The organism is Streptomyces sp. NRRL F-6676, assembly GCF_000725625.1.
Classification (GTDB): domain Bacteria; phylum Actinomycetota; class Actinomycetes; order Streptomycetales; family Streptomycetaceae; genus Streptomyces.
Map to the genome: position 1 here is coordinate 1 of NZ_JOHS01000016.1, position 24,833 is coordinate 24,833.

Below are 24,833 nucleotides of genomic sequence, written 5' to 3' on the forward strand. Positions count from 1 at the left end.
CGCCCCCCACGCTCCGCGCCGAACCGAAGGGCTCCTGCTCGGCCTCGCCGCGGGCGACGCCGCAGGCTGGCCCGCCGCCCGCCACCGCGCCGCCCGCCTCCCCGACTGGACCCGCCGCCTCACCCGCGAACTCGACACCTTCGCCGAGCAGAACGCCACCACCACCCTCCCCGTCCCCATCGCCCTCAACCAACCCCCCGAACCCCTCCGCCTCGGGCCCTCCGACGACGCCGAGTGGGCGGCCTTCGCCGCCGAGGCGGTGCTCCGCGCCGGCGACGCCGCCACCCTCGGCGACCTCACCCACGACCGCCGCATACGCGCCGCCATCGACCTCTCCTGGAGCGCCGTCGCGGACGAGATCGCCGCCGCCACCGACCGCGCCCCCGAGGTCGAGTCCGCCCTGCTCCCCCTGCGCGCCCGCATCTCCGTCCGGGCCGGCCTCGGCAACCTCGCCGCCGGGCTCCGCCCGCCCGCCACCGGCCACGACAACCCCCACTACTTCGACGACGCCGCCTGCGTACGCGCCTGCGTCCTGGCCGTCGCCCACCCCGGCGAACCCCGCCGCGCCGCCGACCTCGCCGAGTTCGACGCCCGCTACACCCAGGACGGCGACGGCGTGCACGGCGCCCGCGCCATGGCCGCCGCGCTCTCCCTCGCCCTGGCCGGCGAGGACGTCACCGCCTGCGCCGGGGCCGCCCTCGCCGAACTCCCCGCCATCACCGAGATCGGCCGCAACGCCCGCCACGCCCTCGACCTCGCCGCCACCTGCCCCGACACCTTCACCGTGCTCCCGCTCCTGGAGCACCGGATCGTCGACCACGTCTACAGCTACGGCATCGCCGCCGCCGAGACCGTCCCCGTCGCACTCGCCCTGGCGACGGCGGCCCGCGGCCGGATCGCCGAGGCGGTGCCGGCCGCCGCCTGTCTGTCCCGGGTCGCGGACTCCGCCCCCGCCCTGGCCGGCGCCCTCACCGGCGCGCTCGGCGGCGCCGACGCGATCCCGGACACCTGGCGGTCGGCCTGCCGCACCCTCTCCGGCTGTGCGCTCCCCCGCCTCACCGGCACCGACCTCGTACACCTCGCCGAACTCCTGACCTCCACGGAACCGGCCCCCACAGAGGGATGATTCGGACATGACGCCCACTTCTGGCGAGACGACGCCCACTCTCGACGAACGGATCACCGGCGCCCTGGTCGGCGCGGCGGTCGGCGACGCCCTCGGCGGTCCGGTCGAGGGCTACAGCCCCGAGCAGATCACCGAGCGGCACGGCGGCCGGATCCACGGCATCGTCGGCCCCTGGAACGGCGACCAGTGGCGCACCGCCCGCCCCCTCGCCCCGTACCACAAGGGCGACGGCCACGTCACCGACGACACTCTGATGACCCATGCGCTGGTACGGGTCTACGCCGCCGTCCGCGACCATCTGGACGCGTACGCGGTCGCCGAGCACCTGGTCCCGGAGCTGATCGGACACCCGCGCTGGATCCCGGAGCTGGAGGCCGAGGCGCTGCCGCTACAGCGGATCTTCCTCGCCGAGAAGTGGCTCGTGGCCCGGCTGCACTACGGCCATGTCGACCCCCGCGAGGCCGGCACCGGCAACATCGTCAACTGCGGCGCCGCGATGTACATGGCCCCCGTCGGCCTGGTCAACGCGGGCAATCCGGCGGGCGCGTACGCCGAGGCGCTCGACGTGGCGGGCGCGCACCAGTCGTCGTACGGCAGGGAGGCGGCCGGTGTCCTCGCGGCGGCGGTCGCGGCGGCCTGCGCACCGGGCGCGACCCCCGACACGGTGGTCGCCGCCTGCCTCTCCCTCGCGAAGGACGGCACCCGCGCGGCGATCGGGGCGGTGTGCGAAACGGCCGCCCGGTACACGGACTTCGAGTCGGCGCTGCGCCCGCTGCGGCGGGCCGTGGAGCCGTACGACACCGTCGGCCCCGACTACCGTGCCCCCTCGCTCGGCGCCCGCCGCCCCTCCCGGCTGCACGCGATCGAGGAACTGCCCGTCGCGCTCGGGATGCTGGTGGTCGCCGGCGGCGACTACCAGCACGCGGTGCTCGGCTCCGTCAACTACGGCCGGGACTGCGACTCCATCGCCACGATGTCCGGCGCGCTCGCGGGCGCGCTCGGCTCGCCCGTGCCGGACGACTGGGCGAAGACGGTCGCCGAGGCGAGCCGCCTGGACCTGCACGCACCGGCGCGCACGCTCGCGGAGGTAGCGCGCGAGGTGTTCGCACGGGACGTGGCCCGCCGCCGGGCGCACGAGGCCGCGTTCGCGGGGCTGCTCGACGGGATCGGAGGCTGACCATGCTGCGCGTCACCTGGGTCCAGCCGGAGGACCTGCTCGGCCATGAACTCCGCCAGGCGGAACAGGACGGCCGCCGCCCGGAGGCGATCGCCCGCCGTTGGGCCGCGGCGGGCGGCCCCGACGCCCCGCCAAGAGCGGGCGCCTCCCCGCACCCCGTCTCCCGCTACCTGCGCCTGCTGGCCGAAGACCTCCTCGACGAACTGGCCGACCTCCCCAGCCACTTGGCGGACGACGAGCCGACGGAACTGGCCGCCGTCGAGGCCGCCTGCGGCCGTCCCGCACACCGCGCGCCGACGCCGTCCGCCCCCACCCCTGCTGCTGCGCCCACCCCCGCCGCGCTGGAGGCGTCCTGGCTGGGCAGGGCCGCCGGCTGCCTCCTCGGCAAACCCGTGGAGAAACTCCCCCTCGCCACCCTCCGCGAACTCGCCGCAGCCACCGGCAACCGGCCGCTCACCGGCTACTTCACCGCCCGCGGCCTCCCCGACGACCTCGCCGCCGTACCCCCCTGGAACCGCCGTTCCGCCTCCACCTCCCTCGCCGAGAACATCGACGGCATGCCGGAGGACGACGACCTCAACTACCCCGTCCTCAACCTGCTCCTCCTCCGCCGCCACGGCCGCGCCTTCACCACGCCCGACGTCGCCCGCCTCTGGCTCGACGAACTCCCCGCCGGCCGCACCTTCACCGCCGAACGCGTCGCCTACCGCAATCTCCTCTCCGGCATCGAACCCCCGCTCACCGCCCGCCACCGCAACCCGTTCCGCGAGTGGATCGGCGCCCTCATCCGCGCCGACGTCCACGGCTGGACCAACCCGGGCGACCCGGTCGCCGCCGCCGCGCAGGCGCACCGCGACGCCACCCTCACCCACACCGCGAACGGCGTCTACGCGGCCATGTTCACCGCCGCCGTCCTCGCCGAGGCCGCCACCGGCGCCCACGACGTGCACCACTGCCTGGCCACCGGCCTGACCGTCGTCCCACCCCGCTCCCGCCTCGCCCGCGCCGTCCGCCAGGCGATCGAACTGGCCCGGCAGCACGCGGACTTCGACACGGTCGTCGACGAACTCCACGACATCCACCACGGCTACCACTGGGTGCACGCCGTCCCCAACACCGCGCTGATCGCCGCCGCCCTCACCCACTCCGACGGCGACTTCTCCGCCGCCCTCTGCCGGACCGTGTCCGGGGGCTGGGACACCGACTCCAACGGGGCGACCGCCGGGAGCATCGCCGGTCTGCTCGCGGGCGACCCCGCCGCGCTGCCCGAGCGCTGGACCGCTCCGCTGAAGAACCGGCTCGCCACCTCCGTCGGCGACTTCGACGGCGTCGGCTTCGACACCCTGGCCCAGCTCACCCACCGGGAGATCCACCGCCGATGACCCCCCACCAGGAGCAGACACCGCCGCCCGCCCCCACCCGGGAAGAGACCGCCCCCGCCCCACCGCTGGCCGGCCTGCGCGTCCTCGATCTGGCGACCCTCTTCGCCGGCCCCCTCGCCGCCACCCTGCTCGGCGACTTCGGCGCCGAGGTCGTCAAGGTCGAGCACCCGGCCAAGCCGGACCCCTCCCGCGGCCACGGCCCCGCCAAGGGCGGCGTCGGCCTGTGGTGGAAGCTGCTCGGCCGCAACAAGCGCACCGTCACCCTCGACCTGTCCCGGCCCGGCGGCCGCGCCACCCTCCTCCGGCTCGCCGCGACCGCCGACGTGATCGTGGAGAACTTCCGCCCCGGCACCCTGGAGAAGTGGGACCTGGGCTGGGAGGAGCTGTCCGCCGTCAACCCGCGGCTCGTACTGGCCCGGGTCACCGCGTTCGGCCAGTTCGGCCCGTACGCGCACCGGCCGGGCTTCGGCACGCTCGCCGAGGCGATGAGCGGCTTCGCCGCGATCACCGGCGAGCCGGACGCCCCGCCCACGCTGCCGCCGTTCGGTCTCGCCGACTCCATCGCGGGTCTGACCACGGCGTACGCGGTGATGACGGCCCTCGCCGCCCGGGAGCGCACCGGGCGGGGCCAGGTCGTGGACATGGCGATCATCGAGCCGATCCTCACCGTGCTCGGCCCCCAGCCCCTCTGGTACGACCAGCTCGGCTACGTCCAGCCGCGCACCGGCAACCGGTCCACCAACAACGCGCCCCGCAACACCTACCGCACCGCCGACGGCGGCTGGGTCGCCGTCTCCACCTCCGCGCAGTCGGTCGCCGTACGGCTGATGGAGCTGGTCGGCCGCCCCGATCTGGCCGCCCGGCCCTGGTTCGCGACCGGCGCGGGGCGGGCGGAGCACGCGGACGAGCTGGACGCGGCGGTCGGCGCGTGGATCGCCGAGCGGACCCGGGACGAGGTGCTCGCGGAGTTCGAGAAGGCGGAGGCGGCCGTCGCTCCCGTGCAGGACGTACGGGAGGTGCTGACCGACCCGCAGTACCAGGCGCTCGGCACCTTCGCCACTGTCCCCGACGACCCTGAGCTGGGCGTGCTGCGCATGCAGAACGTACTGTTCCGGCTCTCCGCGACGCCCGGCGGCATCCGCTGGGCGGGCCGGCCGCACGGCGCCGACACCGAGGCGGTCCTCGGCGAGCTGGGGCTGACGGCCGCCGAGATCGCGGCGCTGCGCGCCGAGGAGGCCGTATGACCGCCGACGTCCTGCCGCTGACCTGGCTGTACGCGCCCGGCGACCGGCCGGACGTGGTCGGCAAGGCGCTGGCCTCGGGGGCGGACGTGGTGCTGATCGACCTGGAGGACGCGGTCGCGCCCGACCGCAAGGAGTACGCCCGTACGGCGACGGCGGACCGGCTGGGCGCGCCGCAGCCGGTGCCGGTGCACGTACGGGTGAACGCCCTGGACGGCCCCTGGGTGGAGGGCGACCTGAAGGCGCTGTCCGGGCTGCCGGGCGTGTCCGGGCTGCGGCTGCCGAAGGTGACCTCGCCCCGGGAGGTGGTGCGGGTCGCGGAGTTGACCGGTCCGGCGCGGGCCGAGGCGGACGGCGGCGGCATCGCGCTGCACGCCCTCCTCGAGTCGGCGCTCGGGGTGGAACGCGCGTTCGCCATCGCGTGCGCGCACCCCGCGCTGCGCGGGATCGCGCTGGGCGAGGCGGATCTGCGGGCCGATCTGGGCGTACGGGAGGACCGGGGCCTGGACTGGTCGCGCTCCCGGGTGGTGGCGGCCGCGCGGGCGGCGGGTCTGCCGGCGCCGGTGCAGTCGGTGTACCCGGACGTACGGGACCTGGAGGGGCTGGCCGCGTCCTGTGCGCACGGCAGGGCCCTGGGGTTCCTGGGGCGCGCGGCGATCCATCCGCGTCAGCTGCCGGTGATCGAGCGGGCGTATCTGCCGACGCCGAAGGAGATCGTGGAGGCGGAACAGATCGCGAAGGCGGCCACGGCCACGGCGGGCGCCCAGGCCCTGCCCGACGGCCGCTTCATCGACGCGGCGGTGGTGGCGGTCGCCCACCGCACCCTGACCCTGGCCCGCCGCCGACGCTGACCCATGGCCTGACGTACGAGACCGGGGGCGCCGCACGAGTGTCGTGCGGCGCCCCCGGTTCACGTCGGTCGGTGCGCGGTGCTCAGCTCTTCTTGGTCGCCGACGCCGACGCCGGCCCGGAGGGAATCTCCGTCTTCTTCAACGTCCCCGCATCCGCGTCCGCATCCGCTTTCGGACCGGCTTCGCCGGAGCCCTCGGCGTCCTTCGTGTCCGGCTCACCGGGGGCGTCCGCACCCGGTTCTCCCGGCTCACCCGGCTCCACCGTCTCCTCGCGGCCCGGCCGCTTCTTCGACGAGACGATGATGTACGCGACGGCCGCCAGGAACACCACCAGCGCGGTCCAGTCGTTGAGCCGCACACCGAGGAAGTGGTGGGCGTCGTCCACCCGCATGTACTCGATCCAGGCGCGGCCCGCGCAGTACGCCGCGACGTACAGGGCGAACGCCCGGCCGTGGCCCAGCTTGAAGCGCCGGTCGGCCCAGATGACGAGCAGCGCGACACCGATGCACCACAGCGACTCGTACAGGAACGTCGGGTGGTAGTAGCCCGGTACCCGGCCGCCCTCGGAGGAGGTGATGTGCAGCGCCCAGGGAACGTGCGTCTCCCGGCCGTACAGCTCCTGGTTGAACCAGTTGCCCCAGCGTCCGAGCGCCTGTGCGAGGGCGATGCCGGGCGCGATGGTGTCGGCGTACGCCGGCAGGGAGATGCCCCGGCGCCGGCAGCCGATCCAGGCGCCGACCGCGCCGAGGGCGATGGCGCCCCAGATGCCGAGGCCGCCCTCCCAGATCTTGAAGGCGTCCACCCAGTCGCGGCCCGCGCTGAAGTACAGCTCGTAGTCGGTGATGACGTGGTAGAGCCGTCCGCCGACGAGGCCGAAGGGCACGGCCCACACCGCGATGTCGGCCACCGTGCCGGCCCGGCCGCCGCGGGCGATCCAGCGCTTGTTGCCGAGCCAGACGGCCACGAAGACGCCGATGATGATGCAGAACGCGTAGCCGCGCAGCGGAATGGGGCCGAGGTGCAGCACTCCGCGCGACGGGCTGGGAATGTAGGCAAGGTACATGGCAGGGTCGACGCTACCCTGCCGACCGTGCGGCACGGCAACCCGCCTGGCTACGGCTCCATAACGTACGCCTCGGTAACCGGGTCCCGAGGGCGGGTCCGGCCGCCGTGCCCCGCCCGGTCATCCCTTGTTCGCCGCCTGGACCATCTGCTTGAGCTTCGCCGGGGTCATGGAGCGGTCCTCGACGAGGTTCTTGCCGTCGAACAGCACGGTGGGCGTGCCACTGAAATTACCGGCCTGGAAGGCGGCGTTGGACTTGTCCACCCAGGTGTTGTGCGTGCCGTCCTTCACACAGGAGCGGAAGGCCGGGGTGTCGAGGCCGCCGGCCTTCTTCGCCAGGTCGATCAGCTTGGCGTCGTCCGCGAAGGCGTCGTCCGTCTCCTGCGGCTGGTTGTCGTACAGCACGTCGTGGTACGCGGTGAACCTGCCCGCGTCCTGGGCGCAGGCCGCCGCGTTGGCCGCGTGGCGGGAGCCGCTGCCGCGGGTGTTGCCGTCGATGAGGGTGACCAGGTGGTATTCGACCTTGAGCTGTCCGGCGTCGACCAGGTCGTGGATCGTCGAGCGGTAGGTCTTCTCGAAGGCCTGGCAGGCCGGGCAGCGGAAGTCCTCCCAGACCGTGAGGCTCGCCTTGGCCGAGTCCTTGCCGACGGGGATGGCCAGGGCGTCCTTGCCGATCGCGCCCGAGGGCGCCACCGCCGGGCCCGCGGTGTCGCTCTTGTCCTTCGTGCCGGAGTTGGCGGCCAGGATCCCGCCGACGGCCGCGAGGCCCAGCACACAGACCACCGAGGCTCCGATGATCAGCGCGCGGCGGCGCTTGTCGGCGGCCTTCTGCTTCTCGCGCTCGTCCGCCAGCCGCTGCCGGGCGGTGCGCTTTCCCTCACGGTTCTTCTCGCTCACATCCGGCAGAACGAACCGGGGAGGCGCAGCGCGCCTCCCCGGCCCCAGGTCCACCCGTTCGAGTGAGCGGCTGTCGTCGTGTTTACCGTCGGCTACGGCCGGCCCGGTTCACCGCCGGCCCTCGCGGACACCGCGCGCCAGTTCGCCCGCCAGCTCCCGTACGGCCGCGAGCCCCGCCGTCTCGTCCGGGGCGTCCAGCATCCGCTTGACGAACGCCGAGCCGACGATCACACCGTCGGCGAAGCCGGCCACCTCGGCGGCCTGGGCGGCGTTCGAGACCCCGAGGCCGACACAGACGGGCAGGCCGGAGCCGGTGGCACGGGTCCGCTCCACCAGGTCCTGCGCCTGCGCGCCGACCGACTCGCGGGTCCCGGTGACACCCATCAGCGAGGCCGCGTACACGAAGCCGCTGCCGGCCGCCGTGATCTCGGCGAGCCGGGCGTCCCTGCTGCTGGGCGCCACCACGAACACGGTCGCGAGACCGTGCTTCTCGGCGTGCTCCCGCCACAGCGCCGACTCCTGCACCGGCAGGTCGGGCAGGATGCAGCCCGCGCCGCCGGCCTCGGCGAGCTCGGCGGTGAACCGCTCGACGCCGTAGCGGTCGATCGGGTTCCAGTAGGTCATGACGAGGACGGGCTTGCCGGTGGCCGCGTGGGCCTCCCTGACCGTCCGCATCACGTCCGCGATCCGCACTCCGCCGCGCAGGGCGATGTCGTCGGCGGTCTGGATGACGGGGCCGTCCAGGACGGGGTCGCTGTGCGGGAGGCCGACCTCGACGATGTCGGCGCCACCGTCGAAGACCTCCTTGACGGCCGCGATGCCGCCGTCCACGGTCGGGAACCCGGCCGGGAGGTAGGCGATGAGCGCGGCCCGGTCCTCCGCCTTGGCGGCGGCGAGGGTGTCGGTCAGGAGTTGGCCCCGCCGGCTGTTCGATGCTGCGCCGCTCACTTGGCGTCCCCCTCGATCTCCGCGGTGTCGGCGGCGTCGGCGGCCACCTCGGCGTCGGTGTCGTACAGCCCGAAGTAGCGGGCGGCGGTGTCCATGTCCTTGTCGCCCCGCCCGGAGAGGTTGACGAGGATCAGCCCGTCCTTGCCCAGTTCCTTGCCGACCTCCAGCGCGCCGGCCAGCGCGTGGGCGCTCTCGATGGCCGGGATGATGCCCTCGGTGCGCGACAGCAGGCGCAGCGCCTGCATGGCGGCGTCGTCGGTGACCGCGCGGTACTCGCCGCGGCCACTGTCCTTGAGGTACGCGTGCTCGGGGCCGATGCCGGGGTAGTCCAGGCCGGCCGAGATCGAGTACGGCTCGGTGATCTGCCCCTCGTCGTCCTGGAGCACGTACGACCGCGAGCCGTGCAGGATGCCGGGCTCGCCCGCGGTGAGGGTGGCCGCGTGCTCGCCGGTCTCGACGCCGTGCCCGGCGGGTTCGCAGCCGATGAGGCGTACGTCCTCGTCCGGGAGGAACGCGTGGAACAGGCCGATGGCGTTGGAGCCGCCGCCGACGCAGGCCACGGCGGCGTCGGGCAGCCGTCCGGCGCGCTCCAGGAGCTGGCGGCGGGCCTCGACGCCGATCACCCGGTGGAAGTCGCGGACCATCGCCGGGAAGGGGTGGGGCCCGGCGACGGTGCCGAACAGGTAGTGGGTGCGGTCGACGTTGGCGACCCAGTCGCGGAACGCCTCGTTGATCGCGTCCTTGAGGGTGCGGCTGCCGGACTTGACGGCCACGACCTCGGCGCCGAGCATCCGCATCCGGGCCACGTTGAGGGCCTGGCGCTCCGTGTCGATCTCGCCCATGTAGATGGTGCAGTCGAGCCCGAACAGGGCGCAGGCGGTGGCGGTGGCGACGCCGTGCTGGCCGGCGCCGGTCTCGGCGATGACCCGGGTCTTGCCCATGCGCCTGGTGAGCAGGGCCTGGCCGAGCACGTTGTTGATCTTGTGCGAGCCGGTGTGGTTGAGGTCCTCGCGCTTGAGGAAGACGCGGGCGCCCCCGGCGTGCTCCGCGAACCGCGGCACCTCGGTGAGCGCGCTGGGCCGGCCGGTGTAGTCGACCATCAGCTCGTTCAGCTCACGCGCGAACTCGGGGTCCGCCTTGGCCTTGTCGTACTCGACGGCGACCTCGTCCACGGCGGCGACGAGCGCCTCCGGGATGAACTTCCCGCCGAACGCGCCGAAGTACCCCTCGGCACTGGGGATCCGACCCTCCGGGTCGGGAATGAAGAACTCGCTGGACATGGGGATACCTCGTGGGCGAAGCCCTGGGGTTGTTGTACGGACAGGGGGGACGTGTGGGTGCGCGCGGTCGCCCGGTGGGCGGGGCCGCGCGGCTTACCGGGCGAGGGCGGACGCAGTGCGGATGCGTCGTGGCGTGCCTACGCGGCGGAGCCGCAGACCGGCGACAAGGCCCACCGACCCCGACGAGCCGCCGCCTGCCGCAGGGAACCGCGAACGGTTCCGTCGGCCCCGCTCAGCCCACCGCGGGTGACCGGCGCGCACCGAGCGCGCCGTACCATCGCATCCCGTTCACCTGTCCCGGCTCCGCCCCGATGACGTACCGCACCCGTCGCCCGTGCACCCGCCGCGCGGGCGCCCGGCAGCCACGCGGCCGGCATCCGCGGGCGAGGCGGGCATAGGGGTCCCTGGTCGCCGAGGTGTACGAGGAAGTCATCGCGGCCAACCCTACCGGCGTACGGCCGCCCGGGTGACCGCACGGCACCGGGAACCCCGGCCGCGGTACGAGCCCCTCGGCCCGCCGCGCGCCCACGGGCACCGGCGCCCCGGTCACGTCAGCCGCGCCCGTGCCGCAGCGCGGGGTGCGCGCCGGCGGCGACCAGGTCGGAGACGGCCGTCTTCGGGTCGCGCCCGGTGACGAGGGACTCGCCCACCAGCACCGCGTCGGCGCCCGCGTTGGCGTACGCGATCAGGTCGTGCGGGCCGCGCACGCCGGACTCGGCCACCTTGACGATGTGCTCGGGAATCTCGGGGACGACCCGGTCGAACGTGCCCCGGTCGACGCTGAGCGTCTTGAGGTTGCGCGCGTTGACGCCGATCACCTTCGCGCCGGCGTCCACCGCCCGCTCGACCTCGTCCTCGTCGTGCACCTCGACGAGCGGGGTGAGGCCGATGGAGTGGGCGCGCTCGATCAGTGACTCCAGGGCCGGCTGCTCCAGGGCGGCCACGATCAGCAGCACGAGGTCGGCGCCGTACGCCCGGGCCTCCCAGAGCTGGTACGACGTGACGACGAAGTCCTTGCGCAGGATCGGGATGTCGACGCGGGCCCGGACCGCCTCGAGGTCGGCGAGCGAGCCGCCGAAGCGGCGCTGTTCGGTGAGGACGGAGATGACGGCCGCGCCGCCCGCCTCGTAGTCGGCGGCCAGTCCGGCGGGGTCGGCGATCGCGGCGAGCGCGCCCTTGGAGGGGCTGGACCGCTTGACCTCGCAGATCACCTTGACGCCGTCGCCGCGGAGCGCGGCGAGCCCGTCCTTGGCCGCGGGAGCCTTCGCCGCGCGCTCCTTGAGCTCGTCGAGGCTGACGCGCGCCTGCCGCTCCGCGAGGTCGGCACGGACTCCGTCGATGATCTCGTCGAGCACACTCACGCGAGCGGCCCCCTTCCTGCCGGTTGATGCTGAGCCGATGGCTCTTGCGATGGTATCCGGAGGAACCCGTGGTCCTCGCATCCGGCCCGGGCCGGTCCCACTACCTGGACGTATCCCCGATGATCAAGGGTGGAGCCGGCCACCGAAGGGCAGGTTCCGGACAACCGTGAAGACCAGCAGCAACGCGCCACCGGTCCACAGCGGGAGGGGGCCGGGTTCGAGGCGGAGGGGGCGGCCGGTGAGGGCGCGGACCACCCAGACGGTCCACAGCACGGCGAAGCCGAGGAAGCCGGCGACGGCGAAGACGTTGTCGGTGAGCGCGGTGGTGAGGTCGCCGTGGGCGAAGGCATGGGCGCTGCGGAGGCCGCCGCAGCCGGGGCAGTACAGGCCGGTGACGCGGAGGAGGGGGCAGGCGGGGTAGTGGCCGGGCTCGTTGGGGTCGACGGCGGCGACGTAGGCGAAGGCGGCGACGGTTGCCGCGAGGGTCGCGGCGGGAGCCGCCGCCGCTCGTAGTTCGACGTTCACCCGGGCATTCTGGCGCGCCCCAAGGTTTTTCGCCCCCGCCGCCCCTGCCCGTCCCGTCCCTTCAAGGGGCTCCGCCGCGTGGTGACACAGCCCCGCGCCCCTGACAGGGGCGCGGGGAACTGCGCGTCTTTCGGGGGTCCGGGGGCTTGCCCCCGGGGACGGGACGGGCAGGGGCGGCGGGGGCGAGGAAAAGCCCCTGCTCAGCCCTGGACCTGGTGGGCCGGGTGGGTGTGCTTCGGCTGGCCGAGGCCCATCATGCGCATGATGCCGCCGACGACCGCGCCCAGCAGGATGAGCCCGATACCCGCCCAGAAACCCGCCGGCTGGGCCGCGACCATGAACACCCCCGCCACGCAGAAACCGATGAAGGCGATGATGACACCGGTCCAGGCGGCCGGGGTGTGACCGTGGCTGCTGCCCGCCATGACTTGCTCCTCGTTGCTGTGTACGTAGGTGAGCCGGACGCTCTGCGGTCATTCTCCCGCACCGGCGCCCGCGCCGTGAGCGCGGGGGTCGCCCGCCCGGCGGGGCCCCCTACGCGCCGGTCGGGTCCTCGCCCCGGTCCAGCGCCTTCCACAGGTCCTCGGGACGGTCCGGGTCCACCGGGCGGGCCCGGCGCGGCCGGGGCGTGCCGTCGCGTTCGTAGCGGCCGGACATCGCCGGCCACAGCCGGCCGTAGCGCAGCGCGAGCAGCCCGGCGAGCAGCAGCAGCGCGCCGCCGAGGGCCGCGATGTACGGCCAGGCCGTATGGGTGAGCGCCGCGGCGGTGGCGGAGGCGTTGCCGGAGGTCTGGGCGGCCTGCTCGTCCAGCGCGGAGCTGTCGCCGGCCCCGAGCAGGGCCGCGGCGGTCGTGCCGGCGCCGGAGAGCGCGAGCAGCGCGGAGACCAGGTAGCGGCCGGCGCGGCGGACGGCGAAGACGGCGACGAGCGCGGCGAGTCCGACCACGGCGAGGGCCGCGGGGACGCCGGTGACGTCGCTGCCCTTGACGTGCAGCGGGAAGTCGCCGCCGGGCACCGCGACGGTGGCGGAGGACCAGCCCTGCCGGGTGGACAGCAGGGCCACGGCGGCGCCGAGCGCCCCGCTCAGCAGGGCGGTGGCGAGGCTGCGGCGCCCGGACCGGGCGGGCGCGGGCTCCTCGGCGGAGGGGTGAGGTAGGGCAGTCACGTACTCCACTATCACCCGAACACCGGGCGAACAGTCACCCGGGGTTCGGGTCGGGTTCCGTGTCCTCGGTCACCGTGTCCGCGTCGTCCTCGGTCACCGGGCTCCCGTGGCGGCTCCTTCCAGGCGGTTCGCCGTGTGGACCGCGCGGAGTACCGCCGCGGCCTTGTTGCGGCATTCGGTGTCCTCGGCGAGCGGGTCCGAGTCCGCGACGATCCCGGCGCCGGCCTGCACGTACGCCGTGCCGTCCCGCAGCAGCGCCGTACGGATGGCGATGGCCGTGTCGGAGTCGCCCGCGAAGTCCAGGTAGCCGACGCAGCCGCCGTACAGGCCGCGCCGGGACGGTTCGAGTTCGTCGATGATCCGCAGGGCGCGGGGCTTCGGCGCGCCGGAGAGGGTGCCCGCCGGGAAGCACGCGGTCAGCACGTCGAACGCGGTACGGCCGGCGGCGACGCGGCCGGTGACCGTGGACACGATGTGCATGACGTGCGAGTACCGCTCGACGGACATGAAGTCGACCACCTCGACCGAGCCGGGCTCGCAGACCCTGCCCAGGTCGTTGCGGCCGAGGTCGACGAGCATGAGGTGCTCGGCGCGTTCCTTGGGGTCGGCGAGCAGTTCGTCGGCGAGGGCCTGGTCCTCCTGCGGGCTCGCCCCGCGCGGCCGGGTGCCGGCGATGGGGTGGACCATGGCGTGTCCGTCCTCCACCTTGACCAGCGCCTCGGGGGACGAGCCGACCACGTCGAAGTCGTCGAAGCGGAACAGATACATGTACGGCGACGGGTTGGTCGCCCGCAGCACCCGGTAGACGTCCAGCGCGCTCGCCGTGCACGGCGTCTCGAACCGCTGCGAGGGGACGACCTGGAAGGCCTCCCCGGCCCGGATGCGCTCCTTGATGTCCTCGACGGCCTGCCGGAAGTCGGGGCCGCCCCACCGCGCGGTGTACTCGGGCAGTTCGGAGGGCGGCAGCGCGGCGGGCGGCTGTGCGACCGGCCGGGCCAGGTCCGCCTCCATCGCGTCCAGACGGGCCACGGCGTCGGCGTAGGCCTCGTCGACGCCGGTGTCCAGGTCGTTGTGGTTGATCGCGTTGGCGATGAGCAGGACCGTGCCGTCCCAGTGGTCGAGGACGGCGAGGTCGGAGGTGAGCAGCATGGTCAGCTCGGGGAGCTTCAGGTCGTCCCGCTCGCCGGGGCCGACCTTCTCCAGTCGGCGCACGATGTCGTAGCCCAGGTAGCCGACCATGCCGCCGGTGAAGGGCGGCAGCCCCAGGTCGTGGGCGAGGTCCCGGGGGGTGTGCAGGGCCTCGACGGTGGCGCGCAGCGCGGCGAGCGGGTCGCCGTCGGCCGGGACGCCGACGGGCGGGGTGCCCAGCCAGTGGGTGCGGCCGTCGCGTTCGGTCAGCGCGGCCTGGCTGCGGACGCCGACGAAGGAGTAGCGGGACCAGGTGAACGCCGCGCGGCCGTTCTCCGCGGACTCCAGCAGGAAGGTGCCGGGGCGTTCGGCGGCGAGCTTGCGGTAGAGCGCGACCGGGGTGTCGCCGTCGGCGAGGAGCTTGCGGCTGACGGGGATGACGCGGCGGTCGGTGGCCAGCTTGCGGAACGTCTCGAGGTCCATGGCGGTCGACCCTACTGAGCGGGGGTGGTGGGCAGGAGGACGTCCGCGTCGAAGCAGGTGCGGGCGCCGGTGTGGCAGGCGGCGCCGACCTGGTCGACCTTGACCAGCACGGTGTCGGCGTCGCAGTCCAGGGCGACGGACTTGACGTGCTGGACGTGGCCGGAGGTGTCGCCCTTGACCCAGTACTCCTGGCGGCTGCGGGACCAGTAGGTGCAGCGGCCGGTGGTGAGGGTGCGGTGGAGGGCCTCGTCGTCCATCCAGCCGAGCATGAGGACTTCGCCGGTGTCGTGTTGCTGGGCGATGGCCGGGAGGAGGCCGTCGGGGGTCCGCTTGAGGCGGGCGGCGAGGTCGGGGGGCAGGGGGCTGTCGGCGGGTGGTGGTGCGGGCGTGCGGCTGGTCATGCGTGTCATTGTGCCGCGCGGGGAGTTGTGGCCCTTCCGGTTGTCCACAGGGCGGACCTTGCAGTCGTACTTTTCGGCGGGTGCGCGTGGGGCGCGGCTGGTCGCGCCACGCGGCGGAGCCGCGCACGGGCACCGTCCCGCGCCCCTTGCGGGGCCGCCGGTCGTAAGCTGAGCGTATGTCGACCCATGCGAAGCGTGAACGACTTCTTCTGGCGGATCTGTTGGAGGCGTCGGGGCCCGACGCGGACACCCTGTGCGAGGGGTGGCGGACGCGGGATCTGGCGGCGCACATCGTCCTGCGGGAGCGGCGGCCGGACGCGGCCGGGGGGATCCTGATCAAGCAGCTCGCCCCGCGCCTGGACCGGGTGATGGACGAGTTCCGGGCCAAGCCGTACGAGGAGCTGATCCAGCTCATCCGTACCGGCCCGCCCCGGTTCTCGCCCTTCTCGCTGAAGCAGATCGACGAGGCGTCCAACACCGTCGAGTTCTATGTGCACACCGAGGACGTGCGCCGGGCGCAGCCCGACTGGACGCCCCGTGAGCTGGACGCGGTCTTCCAGGACACCCTGTGGTCCCGGCTGGAGCGGATGGCCCGGATGCTGGGCCGCGGCGCCCCGACGGGCCTGGTGCTGCGACGGCCGGACGGCCAGACGGCCGTCGCCCACCGCGGTACCCCGGTGGTCACCGTCACCGGGGAGCCCTCGGAGCTGCTGCTGTTCGCGCACGGCCGGCAGGGCGCGGCCCGGGTGGAGCTGGACGGCGACGTCGACGCGGTCGCCAAGGCGCGGGGCACCAAGCGGCTCGGCAACTGACGGGGCCCGGGGGCGGGCGGGGCTACCGTACGGGGTGGCCCGCCTCCCGCAGTTCCCGCTTGACCTCGCCGATGCGCAGGTCGCCGAAGTGGAACACGGAGGCCGCGAGCACCGCGTCCGCGCCGGCCTCGACGGCCGGCGGGAAGTGCGGCAGGGCGCCCGCACCGCCGGAGGCGATCACCGGGACCGTGACGTGTTTGCGGACGGCCCGGATCATCTCCAGGTCGTAGCCGTCCTTGGTGCCGTCCGCGTCCATCGAGTTGAGCAGGATCTCCCCGGCGCCGAGGTCGGCGGCCCGGTGGGCCCACTCGACGGCGTCGATGCCGGTGCCGCGGCGGCCGCCGTGGGTGGTGACCTCGAAGGAGCCGGTCTCCGTGCGGCGGGCGTCGACGGAGAGGACGAGGACCTGGCGGCCGAACCGTTCGGCGATCTCGCGGATCAGTTCGGGGCGGGCGATCGCCGCGGTGTTGACGCCGACCTTGTCCGCGCCCGCCCGCAGCAGCTTGTCCACGTCCTCGGGCGTACGTACGCCGCCGCCCACGGTGAGCGGGATGAAGACCTGCTCGGCGGTGCGGCGGACCACGTCGTAGGTGGTCTCGCGGTCGCCGGAGGAGGCGGTGATGTCCAGGAACGTCAGTTCGTCGGCGCCCTCGGCGTCGTACACCTTGGCCATCTCGACGGGATCGCCCGCGTCCCGCAGGTTCTGGAAGTTGACGCCCTTGACGACCCGGCCGTTGTCCACGTCCAGGCAGGGGATGACTCGGACCGCCAGGGTCATGAATCCACGGCTCCTCTGAATGCTTCCAGTTCGACTTCGACCAGCACGCGCGAGTCGAAGAACCCGTCCACGACGAGCAGGCTGGCGACCGGCCGCACAGCGTCGAAGAGTTCCTTGTGCGCCCGGCCCACCTCGTCCACGTCCCGCGGATGGGTGAGGTAGACGCGGGTGCGGACCACCGACTCGGGGCCGAGTCCGAATTCGGCGATCGCCTCCAGGGCGCCGGCGAAGGCCGCCCTGGCCTGCTCGTAGGGGTCGCCCTCGCCTTGCAGGACGCCGTCCCGGAAGGCCGTCGTGCCGCCCACCAGGACACGGTCGCCCGCCGCGACGGCGCGTGCGAAACCGAAGGACTCTTCCCAGGCGCTTCCGCTCTGCACGCGCCGTACGGCGTCGGACGTCATGACGACACAACCTCCAGGGCCTCTTCCAACGTGAACGCCTTCGCGTACAGGGCCTTCCCGACGATGGCCCCCTCGACACCGAGCGGGACGAGGGAGGTCAGGGCGCGCAGGTCGTCCAGGGAGGAGACGCCGCCGGAGGCCACCACCGGGCGGTCGGTGGCGGCGCAGACGTCTCTGAGCAGCTCCAGGTTGGGGCCCTTCAGGGTGCCGTCCTTGGCGATGTCGGTGACGACGTAGCGCGAGCAGCCCTCCTCGTCGAGGCGCGCGAGCGTCTCGTAGAGGTCGCCGCCGTCGCGGGTCCAGCCGCGGCCGCGCAGGGTGGTGCCGCGCACGTCGAGGCCGACGGCGATCCTGTCGCCGTGCTCGGCGATGACCTTGGCGACCCATTCGGGGGTCTCCAGGGCGGCGGTGCCGAGGTTGACGCGGGTGCAGCCGGTGGCGAGGGCGGCGGCGAGGGTGTCGTCGTCGCGGATGCCGCCGGACAGCTCGACCTTGATGTCCATGGCCTTCGCGACCTCGGCGATCAGCGCGCGGTTGTCGCCGGTGCCGAACGCGGCGTCCAGGTCGACCAGGTGCAGCCACTCGGCGCCGGAGCGCTGCCAGGCCAGGGCGGCCTCCAGCGGGGAGCCGTAGGAGGTCTCGGTGCCGGACTCGCCGTGGACCAGGCGGACGGCCTGGCCGTCGCGGACGTCGACGGCGGGGAGGAGTTCGAGCGTGGCCATGGTGTCTACAGGGTTCCGATCCAGTTGGTGAGGAGCTGGGCTCCGGCGTCGCCGGACTTCTCGGGGTGGAACTGGGTGGCCCACAGGGCGCCGTTCTCGACGGCGGCGACGAACCGCTCGCCGTGCGTGGACCAGGTGACCTTCGGGGCGCGCAGGGCCGGGTTCGCGGTCTCCAGGGTCCAGTCGTGGACGGCGTAGGAGTGCACGAAGTAGAAGCGCGCGTCGGCGTCGAGTCCGGCGAAGAGCTGCGAGCCGGCCGGTGCCTCGACGGTGTTCCAGCCCATGTGGGGGACGACGTCCGCCTTGAGGGGCTCGACGGAGCCGGGCCACTCGTCCAGGCCCTCGCTCTCGACACCGTGTTCGATGCCGCGGGCGAAGAGGATCTGCATGCCGACGCAGATGCCCATGACCGGGCGGCCGCCGGCCAGCCGGCGGCCGATGATCCAGTCGCCGCGGGCCTCCTTGAGCCCCTTCATGCAGGCGGCGAAGGCGCCGACGCCGGGCACGAGCAGGCCGTCGGCGTTCATGGCCCGGTCGTAGTCACGGGTGATCTCGACGTCCGCGCCGGCCCGCACGAGGGCGCGTTCGGCGGAGCGGACGTTGCCGAAGCCGTAGTCGAGGACGACGACCTTCCTGGTGCCGGGACTGGTCAATTCCACACCTCCAGTCGCATGACGCCCGCGACGATGCACATCGCGGCGCCGACGGAGAGCAGCACGATGAGGCTCGTGGGCATCTTCTGCCGGATGAAGGAGACGATCCCGCCCGCCAGGAAGAGCCCCAGCACGATGAGTGCCGTGGACCCCCCGTTCACAGCGCGCCCTTGGTGGAGGGGAGGATGCCGGCCGCGCGCGGGTCGCGTTCGGAGGCGTAGCGCAGGGCACGGGCGAGCGCCTTGAACTGGCATTCGACGATGTGGTGCGCGTTGCGCCCGTAGGGCACGTGCACGTGCAGCGCGATCTGCGCCTGGGCGACGAAGGACTCCAGGATGTGCCGGGTCATCGTGGTGTCGTAGGAGCCGATCATCGGCGCCATGGTCTCCGGCTCGGTGTGCACCAGGTAGGGGCGGCCGGAGAGGTCGACGGTGACCTGGGCGAGGGACTCGTCCAGCGGGACCGTGCAGTTGCCGAAGCGGTAGATGCCCACCTTGTCGCCGAGGGCCTGCTTGAAGGCGGCGCCGAGCGCGAGGGCGGTGTCCTCGATGGTGTGGTGGGAGTCGATGTGCAGATCGCCCTCGGTCTTCACGGTGAGGTCGAACAGACCGTGCCGGCCGAGCTGGTCGAGCATGTGGTCGTAGAAGCCGACGCCCGTCGACACGTCGACCTTGCCGGTGCCGTCGAGATCGATCTCGACGACGACCGAGGTCTCCTTGGTGGTGCGCTCCACGCGCCCGACGCGGCTCATGCGCTCCGCTCCTGTCCTTGGTCCTTGAGGTCCGTCGCGGGGGCCTTCTCGTGGTCCTCCCCGAGGTCCTTCCTGAGTGCGCGTACCGCTTCGAGGAACGCGTCGTTCTCCGCCGGGGTTCCCGCGGTCACCCGCAGCCACCCCGGTACGCCGTTGTCCCGGACCAGGACGCCCCGGGCGAGGATCTTCCGCCACGCCTCGTGGGAGTCGGCGAACCGTCCGAACTGGACGAAGTTGGCGTCGGACGCCGTCACCTCGTAGCCGAGCGCGCGCAGTTCACCGACCAGCCGGTCCCGTTCGGTCTTCAGCTGTTCGACGTAGCCGAGCAGCGTGTCGGAGAACTCCAGCGCGGCCAGCGCGGTCGCCTGGTTGACGGCCGAGAGGTGGTACGGGAGCCGGACGAGCTGGACGGCGTCGACGACGGCCGGGTGCGCGGCGAGATAGCCGAGGCGCAGCCCCGCCGCGCCGAACGCCTTCGACATCGTGCGCGAGACGACGAGATGCGGCCGTCCCTCCAGCAGCGGCAGCAGCGAGTCGCCGTGGCTGAACTCGATGTACGCCTCGTCGACGACGACCAGGGAGGGCTTGGCCGCCTGGGCCGCCTCGAACAGGGCGAGGACGGTGGCGGGCGGGACGGCGGTGCCGGTGGGGTTGTTGGGGCTGGTGATGAAGACGACGTCGGGGCGGTGCTCGGCGATGGCCCGCTGGGCGGCGCGCACGTCGAGGGTGAAGTCGTCGTCGCGGGGGCCGGAGATCCATCCGGTGCCGGTGCCGCGCGCGATGAGCGAGTGCATCGAGTACGACGGCTCGAAGCCGATCGCGGTGCGCCCGGGCCCGCCGAAGGTCTGGAGCAGCTGCTGGAGGACCTCGTTGGAGCCGTTGGCGGCCCACACGTTCTCCGGGCCGACGGGGTGTCCGCCGGTCTTCGTCAGATACTCGGCGAGCCGGGTGCGCAGCTCGACCGCGTCCCGGTCCGGGTAGCGGTTGAGGCTGCGGGCTGCTTCGCGCACCCGTTCGGCGATCCGCTCGACGAGCGGTTCGGGCAGCGGGTACGGGTTCTCGTTGGTGTTCAGCCGTACGGGGACGTCGAGCTGCGGTGCGCCGTAGGGGGACTTGCCGCGCAGTTCGTCCCGTACGGGGAGGTCGTCGATGCCGAACGTGCTCACTTGCTTCCGGGTACCTTCCAGTCGAACCTCGCCTTGACCGCCGCGCCGTGCGCCGGCAGGTCCTCCGCCTCCGCGAGCGTCACCACGTGGTGGGCGACCTCGGCGAGCGCGTCGCGCGTGTAGTCCACGACGTGGATGCCGCGCAGGAAGGACTGGACGGAGAGCCCCGAGGAGTGGCAGGCGCAGCCGCCGGTCGGGAGGACGTGGTTGGAGCCGGCCGCGTAGTCGCCGAGCGAGACCGGGGCCCAGGGGCCGACGAAGACCGCGCCGGCGTTGCGCACGCGGTCGGCGACGGCCGCGGCGTCGGCGGTCTGGATCTCCAGGTGCTCGGCGCCGTAGGCGTCGACCACGCGCAGGCCCTCCTCGACGCCGTCGACCAGGACGATCGCGGACTGGCGGCCCTCGAGGGCGGGCACGATGCGGTCCTCGACGTGCTTGGTGGCGGCGACCTGCGGCTCCAGTTCGCGCTCGACGGCGTCGGCCAGCTCCGGGGAGTCGGTGACGAGGACGGCGGCGGCCAGCGGGTCGTGCTCGGCCTGGCTGATCAGGTCGGAGGCGACGTGCACCGGGTCGGCCGTGGCGTCGGCGAGGATCGCGATCTCGGTCGGTCCCGCCTCGGCGTCGATGCCGATGCGGCCGGTGAAGAAGCGCTTCGCGGCGGCGACCCAGATGTTGCCGGGGCCGGTCACCATGTTCGCGGGCGGACAGGACTCGGTGCCGTACGCGAACATCGCGACGGCGGTGGCGCCGCCCGCCGCGTACACCTCGTCGACGCCGAGCAGGGCGCAGGCGGCGAGGATCGTCGGGTGCGGCAGGCCGTCGAACTCGGCCTGGGCGGGAGACGCGAGCGCGATCGACTCGACGCCGGCCTCCTGGGCGGGCACGACGTTCATCACCACGGAGGACGGGTAGACCGAGCGGCCGCCGGGCGCGTACAGCCCTACGCGGTCGACCGGGACCCATTTCTCGGTGACCGTGCCGCCGGGGACGACCTTGGTGGTGTGCGTGGTGCGGCGCTGCGCGCGGTGGACCATGCGGGCGCGGCGGATGGACTCCTCCAGGGCCGCGCGGACCTCCGGGTCGAGCCGCTCCAGCGCCTCCTCGAGGGCCTCGGCGGGGACGCGGACGGATTCCAGCCGGACGCCGTCGAACTTCTCGGCGAAGTCGATCAGCGCCGCGTCGCCCCGATGATGCACGGCCTCGCAGATCGGACGCACCTTCTCCAGGGCGGCCGCGACGTCGAAGTCGGCTCGGGGCAGCAGGTCGCGCAGGGCGGGTCCCTCCGGGAGGGCGTCGCCGCGCAGATCGATTCGGGAGATCACACGGTCAATTCTCTCAGACCGGCAACGGTGGCCGTCCGTCCGTATCAGTGGCTGATACGTCACGCACGGCTCGCACGAGTGGCCGATACGGCACGCATGGACGGGCGGGCGGCGAAGTCGTCGTCACTTTGAGTGTTCAACACCTGACCCAGCGGGCATCACCCGTGATACCAACCCGCGAGTAGCGCCACCTGTGGGGCAGGAAGGAGGCACCGTGACGGGGAGGACGGGCGCGCCGTGACCGAGAGTGACGGCCTGCGCGCCACGACGACCGATGTTCCCGATGTTCCCGACGGACTGACCACCGTCGAGGCCGGCATGTGGCAGGCGTTCCGTGCCGGCACCGTCTACGACCTGCGCAGCGGCGACGCGCGCGTGGACGATCCGCACGGCGGCGCCCCCTGGGGCCCCGAGCGCACGGTCCGCGCCCGCGTGGTGTGCTGGCTGCTGCTCGACGGCCCGCCCGCGCTGGCCGGCCGGGTCTCCTCGCTGAAGCTGACCGGGGTGCTGATCACCGACCCGCTCGATCTGGCGGGCGGCACCGTCGATCCGTACGTCGAGATCAAGGGCTGCCGCTTCGAGCAGGAGGTGCGGCTGCCGGAGGCCCGGTTCACCACCGTGCGGCTGCTGGACTGCGCGATGCCCCGGCTGGAGGCGGCCCGGGTGCACACCGAGGGCGATCTGCATCTGCCGCGCTGCCGGGTCCCCGGGGGCATCCGGCTCACCGACGCGCACATAGGCACCGACCTGCTGCTCAACCAGGCGGCCGTGGGCCGGGACCGCACCGGCCGGGCGATCGTCGCGGACGGCATCTCGGTCGGCCAGGACCTCCAGGCCGAGATGCTCCGCACGGAGGGCGAGCTGAGCCTGCGCAGCGCCCAGATAGGCGTGTCGCTGAGCCTGCGGGGCGCCCGGCTGGCCAGTACGACCACGCGGCACGCCCTGAACGCACCCCAGCTCACCGTCGAACGCACGCTCTATCTGAGCCCCGCCGGGCTCGGCAACCCGGTACTGACCAGCGGCACCACCCCGGCCCGCGGCACGCTCGTGCAGCGGTTCGAGGCGCTGGGCGGAATCCGCCTCGACGACGGGCGGTTCGGGGACTCCGTGGACCTGGAGGGCGCCCGGTTCCGCTTCCGGGACGACCAGGAGCTGTCGCTGCGCCGGGTGCAGATGCCCGAGCTGCGCTTCCTCGGGGAGCGGCCGGAGCGCGGCCGGGTGGTGCTGTCGGGCGCCCGGATCGGCAACCTCGTCGACCGCACGACGAGCTGGCCCGGCCCCGGCCGGCTGCACATGGGCGGCTTCACCTACGAGAACCTGGTGCCGCAGGACGCCTTCCCGCTCCAGCGGCGCGTGGAGTGGGTGACGGCGGCGACCGCCGAGTACGACCCGGAACCCTACGAACGGCTCGCGGCCGTGCTGCGCGGCTCCGGGGAGGACGAGGACGCCCGCGAGGTGCTGCTCGCCAAGCAGCGCCGCCGCCGCGAGACCCTGCCGCTCGCCGCGAAGCTGTGGGGGTACGCGCAGGACTGGACGGTGGCCTACGGGTACCGGCCGGGGCGGGCCGCGGTGTGGATGGCGGTGCTGTGGGCGGCCGCGTCGCTGGCGTTCGCGGGGAACGACCCGCCGCCGGTCGATCCCCAGAAGCATCCGCACTGGAACGCCTCGCTGTTCGCGCTCGACCTGCTGCTGCCGGTGATCGACCTCGGGCAGGCCGACCAGTGGCGGCTCGGCGGCGGCTGGCAGTGGCTGGCCGCGGCGCTGATCCTGCTGGGCTGGGTTCTGGCGACGACGGTGGCCGCGGGGGTGACGCGGGCGCTGCGGCGGAGCTGAGGAGGGTTCCCCGGCGGACCGGGACGTGCCAGGCGTACGTACACCCGTGCGACAGGTGAGGGATGCTCACCTTTTACCGCGCCTTGACCCTCCCCCGTACAACCAATTTCCGTTTCGTCCGCACCTCTGGCGCGTGCGCGACCTGGTGTTTTCAATGGTCGACACCATGACCCGCTTGCGCGCCCTGCTCCGTGCCGCTCGGCCGTCCCGGAACGCTCCGCGGCCCGCCGCCGGGCCCGTCCCCGACGGTCTCCCCCCGGACGGCCGCGTTCCAGACGGCCCCGGTCCGGACGGCCCCCTCCCGGACGGGCCCCTCCCGGACGGCCCCCTCTCGGACGGTCTCGTGCCGGACGACGAGGTGCTGCTCGACGCGCCCGACGACCGCCTCTCCCCCGCGCTCGTCGCGGCCGGCCGCGGCGAGTACGGGCCGGCGGCCGCGCTGCTGGCCGGCACCCGCGAGGCCGCCGCGTGGGAGGACCGCGACGGCTACGTCCGGCGGCTCGCGCTGTTCGCCCGCTCGCGCGGCGAGTGGTTCGACGGCTGGTGCGCCGCCGACCCGGACTCCCCGGACGCGGCCCTGGTCGGGGCCCAGCTCGCGGTGGATCGCGGCTGGGTCTCCCCGGCCCGCGCCGAACTGCTGCGCCGGGCGAGTCCGCTGGTCACGGCGGTCAGCGAACGGGGCGGGGGTGACCCGGTGCCCTGGCGGATCGCCCTGGACCACGCCCGGGGCACCCGTGCGGGACACACCGCGTTCGAGCGGCTGTGGGTGGAGGCCGTGCGCCGCTCCCCGCACCACTACGGGTGCCATGTGGCCGCCCTGCGGTACCTCGCAAGCGCCTGCGACGCCCGGGGCGGCTCCGGCCCGTCGTGCCACCGCGAGTGCTTCGACTTCGCCGAGCGGGCCGCGCAGGACGCGCTCCCCGGGTCGCTGGTGCAGGCGCTGCCGGTCCGGGCCGCCCACGCCTACCTCTCCGCACGGGGCGGCGCGGCCGTCTCGCGGGCCCGGCTGGACGCGGCGGCGGACCGGGCCGTCGCGCTCTCCGCCGGGTACGCGCCGGCCGATCCCTGGCCGGCCGAGGTGCGTAACGTCCTCGCGCTCGTGCTGGTCCGCCTGTACCGCTGGGAGGACGCGCTGGAGCAGCTGCGCCTGATCGGCCCGTACGCCACCTCGTTCCCCTGGGAGCGGGAGGGCGAGGACCCGCTCGCCCGGTTCCTGCGGGTACGGGACGGCGTCCGGCTCCGGGCCGCGCACGACCGCGCGCCGCACGCGGGCGGTCCGCGCCCCGCGCGCCCGCCCGGCGCCTCCGATCCGTACCCGCCGGGTGACCGCACCGGCCGTTCCCGGCCGTAGGACCATTAGGCTGTCCC

At 73.8% G+C, this 24,833-nt stretch carries 27 protein-coding genes; 8 read left to right on the forward strand and 19 right to left on the reverse strand.

The genetic code is table 11. The annotated features are described in order from the left end of the window. From IO29_RS13010 to IO29_RS13030, 5 genes are all read left to right on the forward strand, one after another. The coding region (locus tag IO29_RS13010) for an ADP-ribosylglycohydrolase family protein (protein ID WP_030380269.1) at positions 1-1,126 on the forward strand (1,126 nt) is incomplete at its 5' end. 7 nt (positions 1,127-1,133) lie between these two features. After that, the gene (locus IO29_RS13015; RefSeq protein ID WP_030380270.1) at positions 1,134-2,303 is read left to right on the forward strand and encodes an ADP-ribosylglycohydrolase family protein; all 1,170 of its coding nucleotides are present in this window, start codon (positions 1,134-1,136) and stop codon (positions 2,301-2,303) included. A 2-nt stretch (positions 2,304-2,305) separates the two neighbouring features. Next, positions 2,306-3,685: an ADP-ribosylglycohydrolase family protein gene (locus IO29_RS13020; RefSeq protein ID WP_030380271.1), complete on the forward strand. Its 1,380-nt coding sequence runs from the start codon at positions 2,306-2,308 to the stop codon at positions 3,683-3,685. Continuing rightward, a complete protein-coding gene (locus IO29_RS13025) occupies positions 3,682-4,929 on the forward strand; it encodes a CaiB/BaiF CoA transferase family protein (RefSeq protein ID WP_030380272.1) in 1,248 nt (415 codons plus the stop codon). The genes IO29_RS13020 and IO29_RS13025 overlap by 4 nt, the downstream gene beginning before the upstream one ends. After that, a complete protein-coding gene (locus IO29_RS13030; RefSeq protein ID WP_030380273.1) occupies positions 4,926-5,777 on the forward strand; it encodes an HpcH/HpaI aldolase/citrate lyase family protein in 852 nt (283 codons plus the stop codon). The genes IO29_RS13025 and IO29_RS13030 overlap by 4 nt, the downstream gene beginning before the upstream one ends. Before the next feature lie 82 nt (positions 5,778-5,859). Here the strand turns inward: IO29_RS13030 and lgt are convergent, their stop codons facing one another. The 11 genes from lgt to hisI all read right to left on the reverse strand — a co-directional run bounded on the left by lgt (position 5,860) and on the right by hisI (position 15,027). Further along, positions 5,860-6,840, reverse strand: a complete 981-nt coding sequence (gene lgt, locus IO29_RS13035) for a prolipoprotein diacylglyceryl transferase (protein WP_030380274.1) — start codon at positions 6,838-6,840, stop codon at positions 5,860-5,862. Positions 6,841-6,960: 120 nt separating this feature from the next. Continuing rightward, on the reverse strand, positions 6,961-7,737 hold the full coding sequence (locus IO29_RS13040; protein ID WP_030380275.1) for a DsbA family protein: 777 nt from the start codon (positions 7,735-7,737) through the stop codon (positions 6,961-6,963). 108 nt (positions 7,738-7,845) lie between these two features. Then, a complete protein-coding gene (gene trpA / locus IO29_RS13045; RefSeq protein WP_030380276.1) occupies positions 7,846-8,685 on the reverse strand; it encodes a tryptophan synthase subunit alpha in 840 nt (279 codons plus the stop codon). After that, positions 8,682-9,965 carry a tryptophan synthase subunit beta gene (trpB, locus tag IO29_RS13050; RefSeq protein WP_030380277.1) on the reverse strand — a complete coding sequence of 428 codons (1,284 nt, stop codon included), beginning with the start codon at positions 9,963-9,965 and terminating at the stop codon, positions 8,682-8,684. The genes trpA and trpB overlap by 4 nt, the downstream gene beginning before the upstream one ends. A gap of 232 nt (positions 9,966-10,197) precedes the next feature. Then, on the reverse strand, positions 10,198-10,398 hold the full coding sequence (gene trpM / locus IO29_RS40350; protein WP_078618310.1) for a tryptophan biosynthesis modulator TrpM: 201 nt from the start codon (positions 10,396-10,398) through the stop codon (positions 10,198-10,200). A gap of 118 nt (positions 10,399-10,516) precedes the next feature. Beyond that, a complete protein-coding gene (gene trpC, locus IO29_RS13055) occupies positions 10,517-11,326 on the reverse strand; it encodes an indole-3-glycerol phosphate synthase TrpC (protein WP_030380278.1) in 810 nt (269 codons plus the stop codon). 123 nt (positions 11,327-11,449) lie between these two features. Next, a complete protein-coding gene (locus IO29_RS13060) occupies positions 11,450-11,851 on the reverse strand; it encodes a DUF2752 domain-containing protein (RefSeq protein ID WP_030380279.1) in 402 nt (133 codons plus the stop codon). Between the two features lie 200 nt (positions 11,852-12,051). Further along, the gene (locus IO29_RS13065) at positions 12,052-12,276 is read right to left on the reverse strand and encodes an HGxxPAAW family protein (RefSeq protein ID WP_030380280.1); all 225 of its coding nucleotides are present in this window, start codon (positions 12,274-12,276) and stop codon (positions 12,052-12,054) included. 109 nt (positions 12,277-12,385) lie between these two features. After that, complete coding sequence (locus IO29_RS13070) at positions 12,386-13,024, reverse strand: TIGR02234 family membrane protein (RefSeq protein WP_030380281.1); 639 nt, start codon at positions 13,022-13,024, stop codon at positions 12,386-12,388. 84 nt (positions 13,025-13,108) lie between these two features. Continuing rightward, the gene (locus tag IO29_RS13075) at positions 13,109-14,626 is read right to left on the reverse strand and encodes an anthranilate synthase component I (RefSeq protein ID WP_030380282.1); all 1,518 of its coding nucleotides are present in this window, start codon (positions 14,624-14,626) and stop codon (positions 13,109-13,111) included. Positions 14,627-14,637: 11 nt separating this feature from the next. Then, a complete protein-coding gene (gene hisI, locus IO29_RS13080) occupies positions 14,638-15,027 on the reverse strand; it encodes a phosphoribosyl-AMP cyclohydrolase (RefSeq protein ID WP_030380283.1) in 390 nt (129 codons plus the stop codon). A gap of 176 nt (positions 15,028-15,203) precedes the next feature. On the opposite strand from hisI, the gene IO29_RS13085 reads away from it, so the two are divergent. Then, a complete protein-coding gene (locus IO29_RS13085; protein ID WP_030380284.1) occupies positions 15,204-15,839 on the forward strand; it encodes a TIGR03085 family metal-binding protein in 636 nt (211 codons plus the stop codon). Positions 15,840-15,861: 22 nt separating this feature from the next. On the opposite strand, the gene hisF is transcribed toward IO29_RS13085, so the two are convergent. From hisF to hisD, 8 genes are read right to left on the reverse strand one after another with little or no spacing between them, the layout of a single operon-like run. Next, the gene (gene hisF, locus IO29_RS13090; protein WP_030380285.1) at positions 15,862-16,617 is read right to left on the reverse strand and encodes an imidazole glycerol phosphate synthase subunit HisF; all 756 of its coding nucleotides are present in this window, start codon (positions 16,615-16,617) and stop codon (positions 15,862-15,864) included. Continuing rightward, positions 16,614-17,018, reverse strand: a complete 405-nt coding sequence (locus IO29_RS13095; RefSeq protein WP_030380286.1) for a RidA family protein — start codon at positions 17,016-17,018, stop codon at positions 16,614-16,616. The genes hisF and IO29_RS13095 overlap by 4 nt, the downstream gene beginning before the upstream one ends. Continuing rightward, entirely contained in the window at positions 17,015-17,740 is a 726-nt protein-coding gene (gene priA, locus IO29_RS13100; RefSeq protein WP_030380287.1) for a bifunctional 1-(5-phosphoribosyl)-5-((5-phosphoribosylamino)methylideneamino)imidazole-4-carboxamide isomerase/phosphoribosylanthranilate isomerase PriA, read from the reverse strand. The genes IO29_RS13095 and priA overlap by 4 nt, the downstream gene beginning before the upstream one ends. Before the next feature lie 5 nt (positions 17,741-17,745). Then, positions 17,746-18,393, reverse strand: coding sequence for an imidazole glycerol phosphate synthase subunit HisH (gene hisH, locus IO29_RS13105; protein WP_420705366.1), 648 nt, complete (start codon positions 18,391-18,393; stop codon positions 17,746-17,748). After that, complete coding sequence (locus IO29_RS38905; RefSeq protein ID WP_030380289.1) at positions 18,390-18,554, reverse strand: hypothetical protein; 165 nt, start codon at positions 18,552-18,554, stop codon at positions 18,390-18,392. Before IO29_RS38905 ends, hisH begins: the two co-directional genes overlap by 4 nt. Further along, on the reverse strand, positions 18,551-19,144 hold the full coding sequence (gene hisB / locus IO29_RS13115; RefSeq protein ID WP_030380290.1) for an imidazoleglycerol-phosphate dehydratase HisB: 594 nt from the start codon (positions 19,142-19,144) through the stop codon (positions 18,551-18,553). Before hisB ends, IO29_RS38905 begins: the two co-directional genes overlap by 4 nt. Next, positions 19,141-20,310 (reverse strand): histidinol-phosphate transaminase, encoded by a 1,170-nt coding sequence (locus IO29_RS13120; RefSeq protein ID WP_234307541.1) that lies wholly within the window; start codon positions 20,308-20,310, stop codon positions 19,141-19,143. The genes hisB and IO29_RS13120 overlap by 4 nt, the downstream gene beginning before the upstream one ends. Further along, positions 20,307-21,632 carry a histidinol dehydrogenase gene (gene hisD, locus IO29_RS13125; protein WP_030380292.1) on the reverse strand — a complete coding sequence of 442 codons (1,326 nt, stop codon included), beginning with the start codon at positions 21,630-21,632 and terminating at the stop codon, positions 20,307-20,309. The genes IO29_RS13120 and hisD overlap by 4 nt, the downstream gene beginning before the upstream one ends. Before the next feature lie 237 nt (positions 21,633-21,869). Between hisD and IO29_RS13130 the strand changes: the two genes are divergently transcribed. Beyond that, on the forward strand, positions 21,870-23,465 hold the full coding sequence (locus IO29_RS13130; protein ID WP_030380293.1) for a hypothetical protein: 1,596 nt from the start codon (positions 21,870-21,872) through the stop codon (positions 23,463-23,465). A 154-nt stretch (positions 23,466-23,619) separates the two neighbouring features. After that, positions 23,620-24,816 carry a hypothetical protein gene (locus tag IO29_RS13135; RefSeq protein WP_030380294.1) on the forward strand — a complete coding sequence of 399 codons (1,197 nt, stop codon included), beginning with the start codon at positions 23,620-23,622 and terminating at the stop codon, positions 24,814-24,816. Positions 24,817-24,833: the final 17 nt, after the last annotated feature.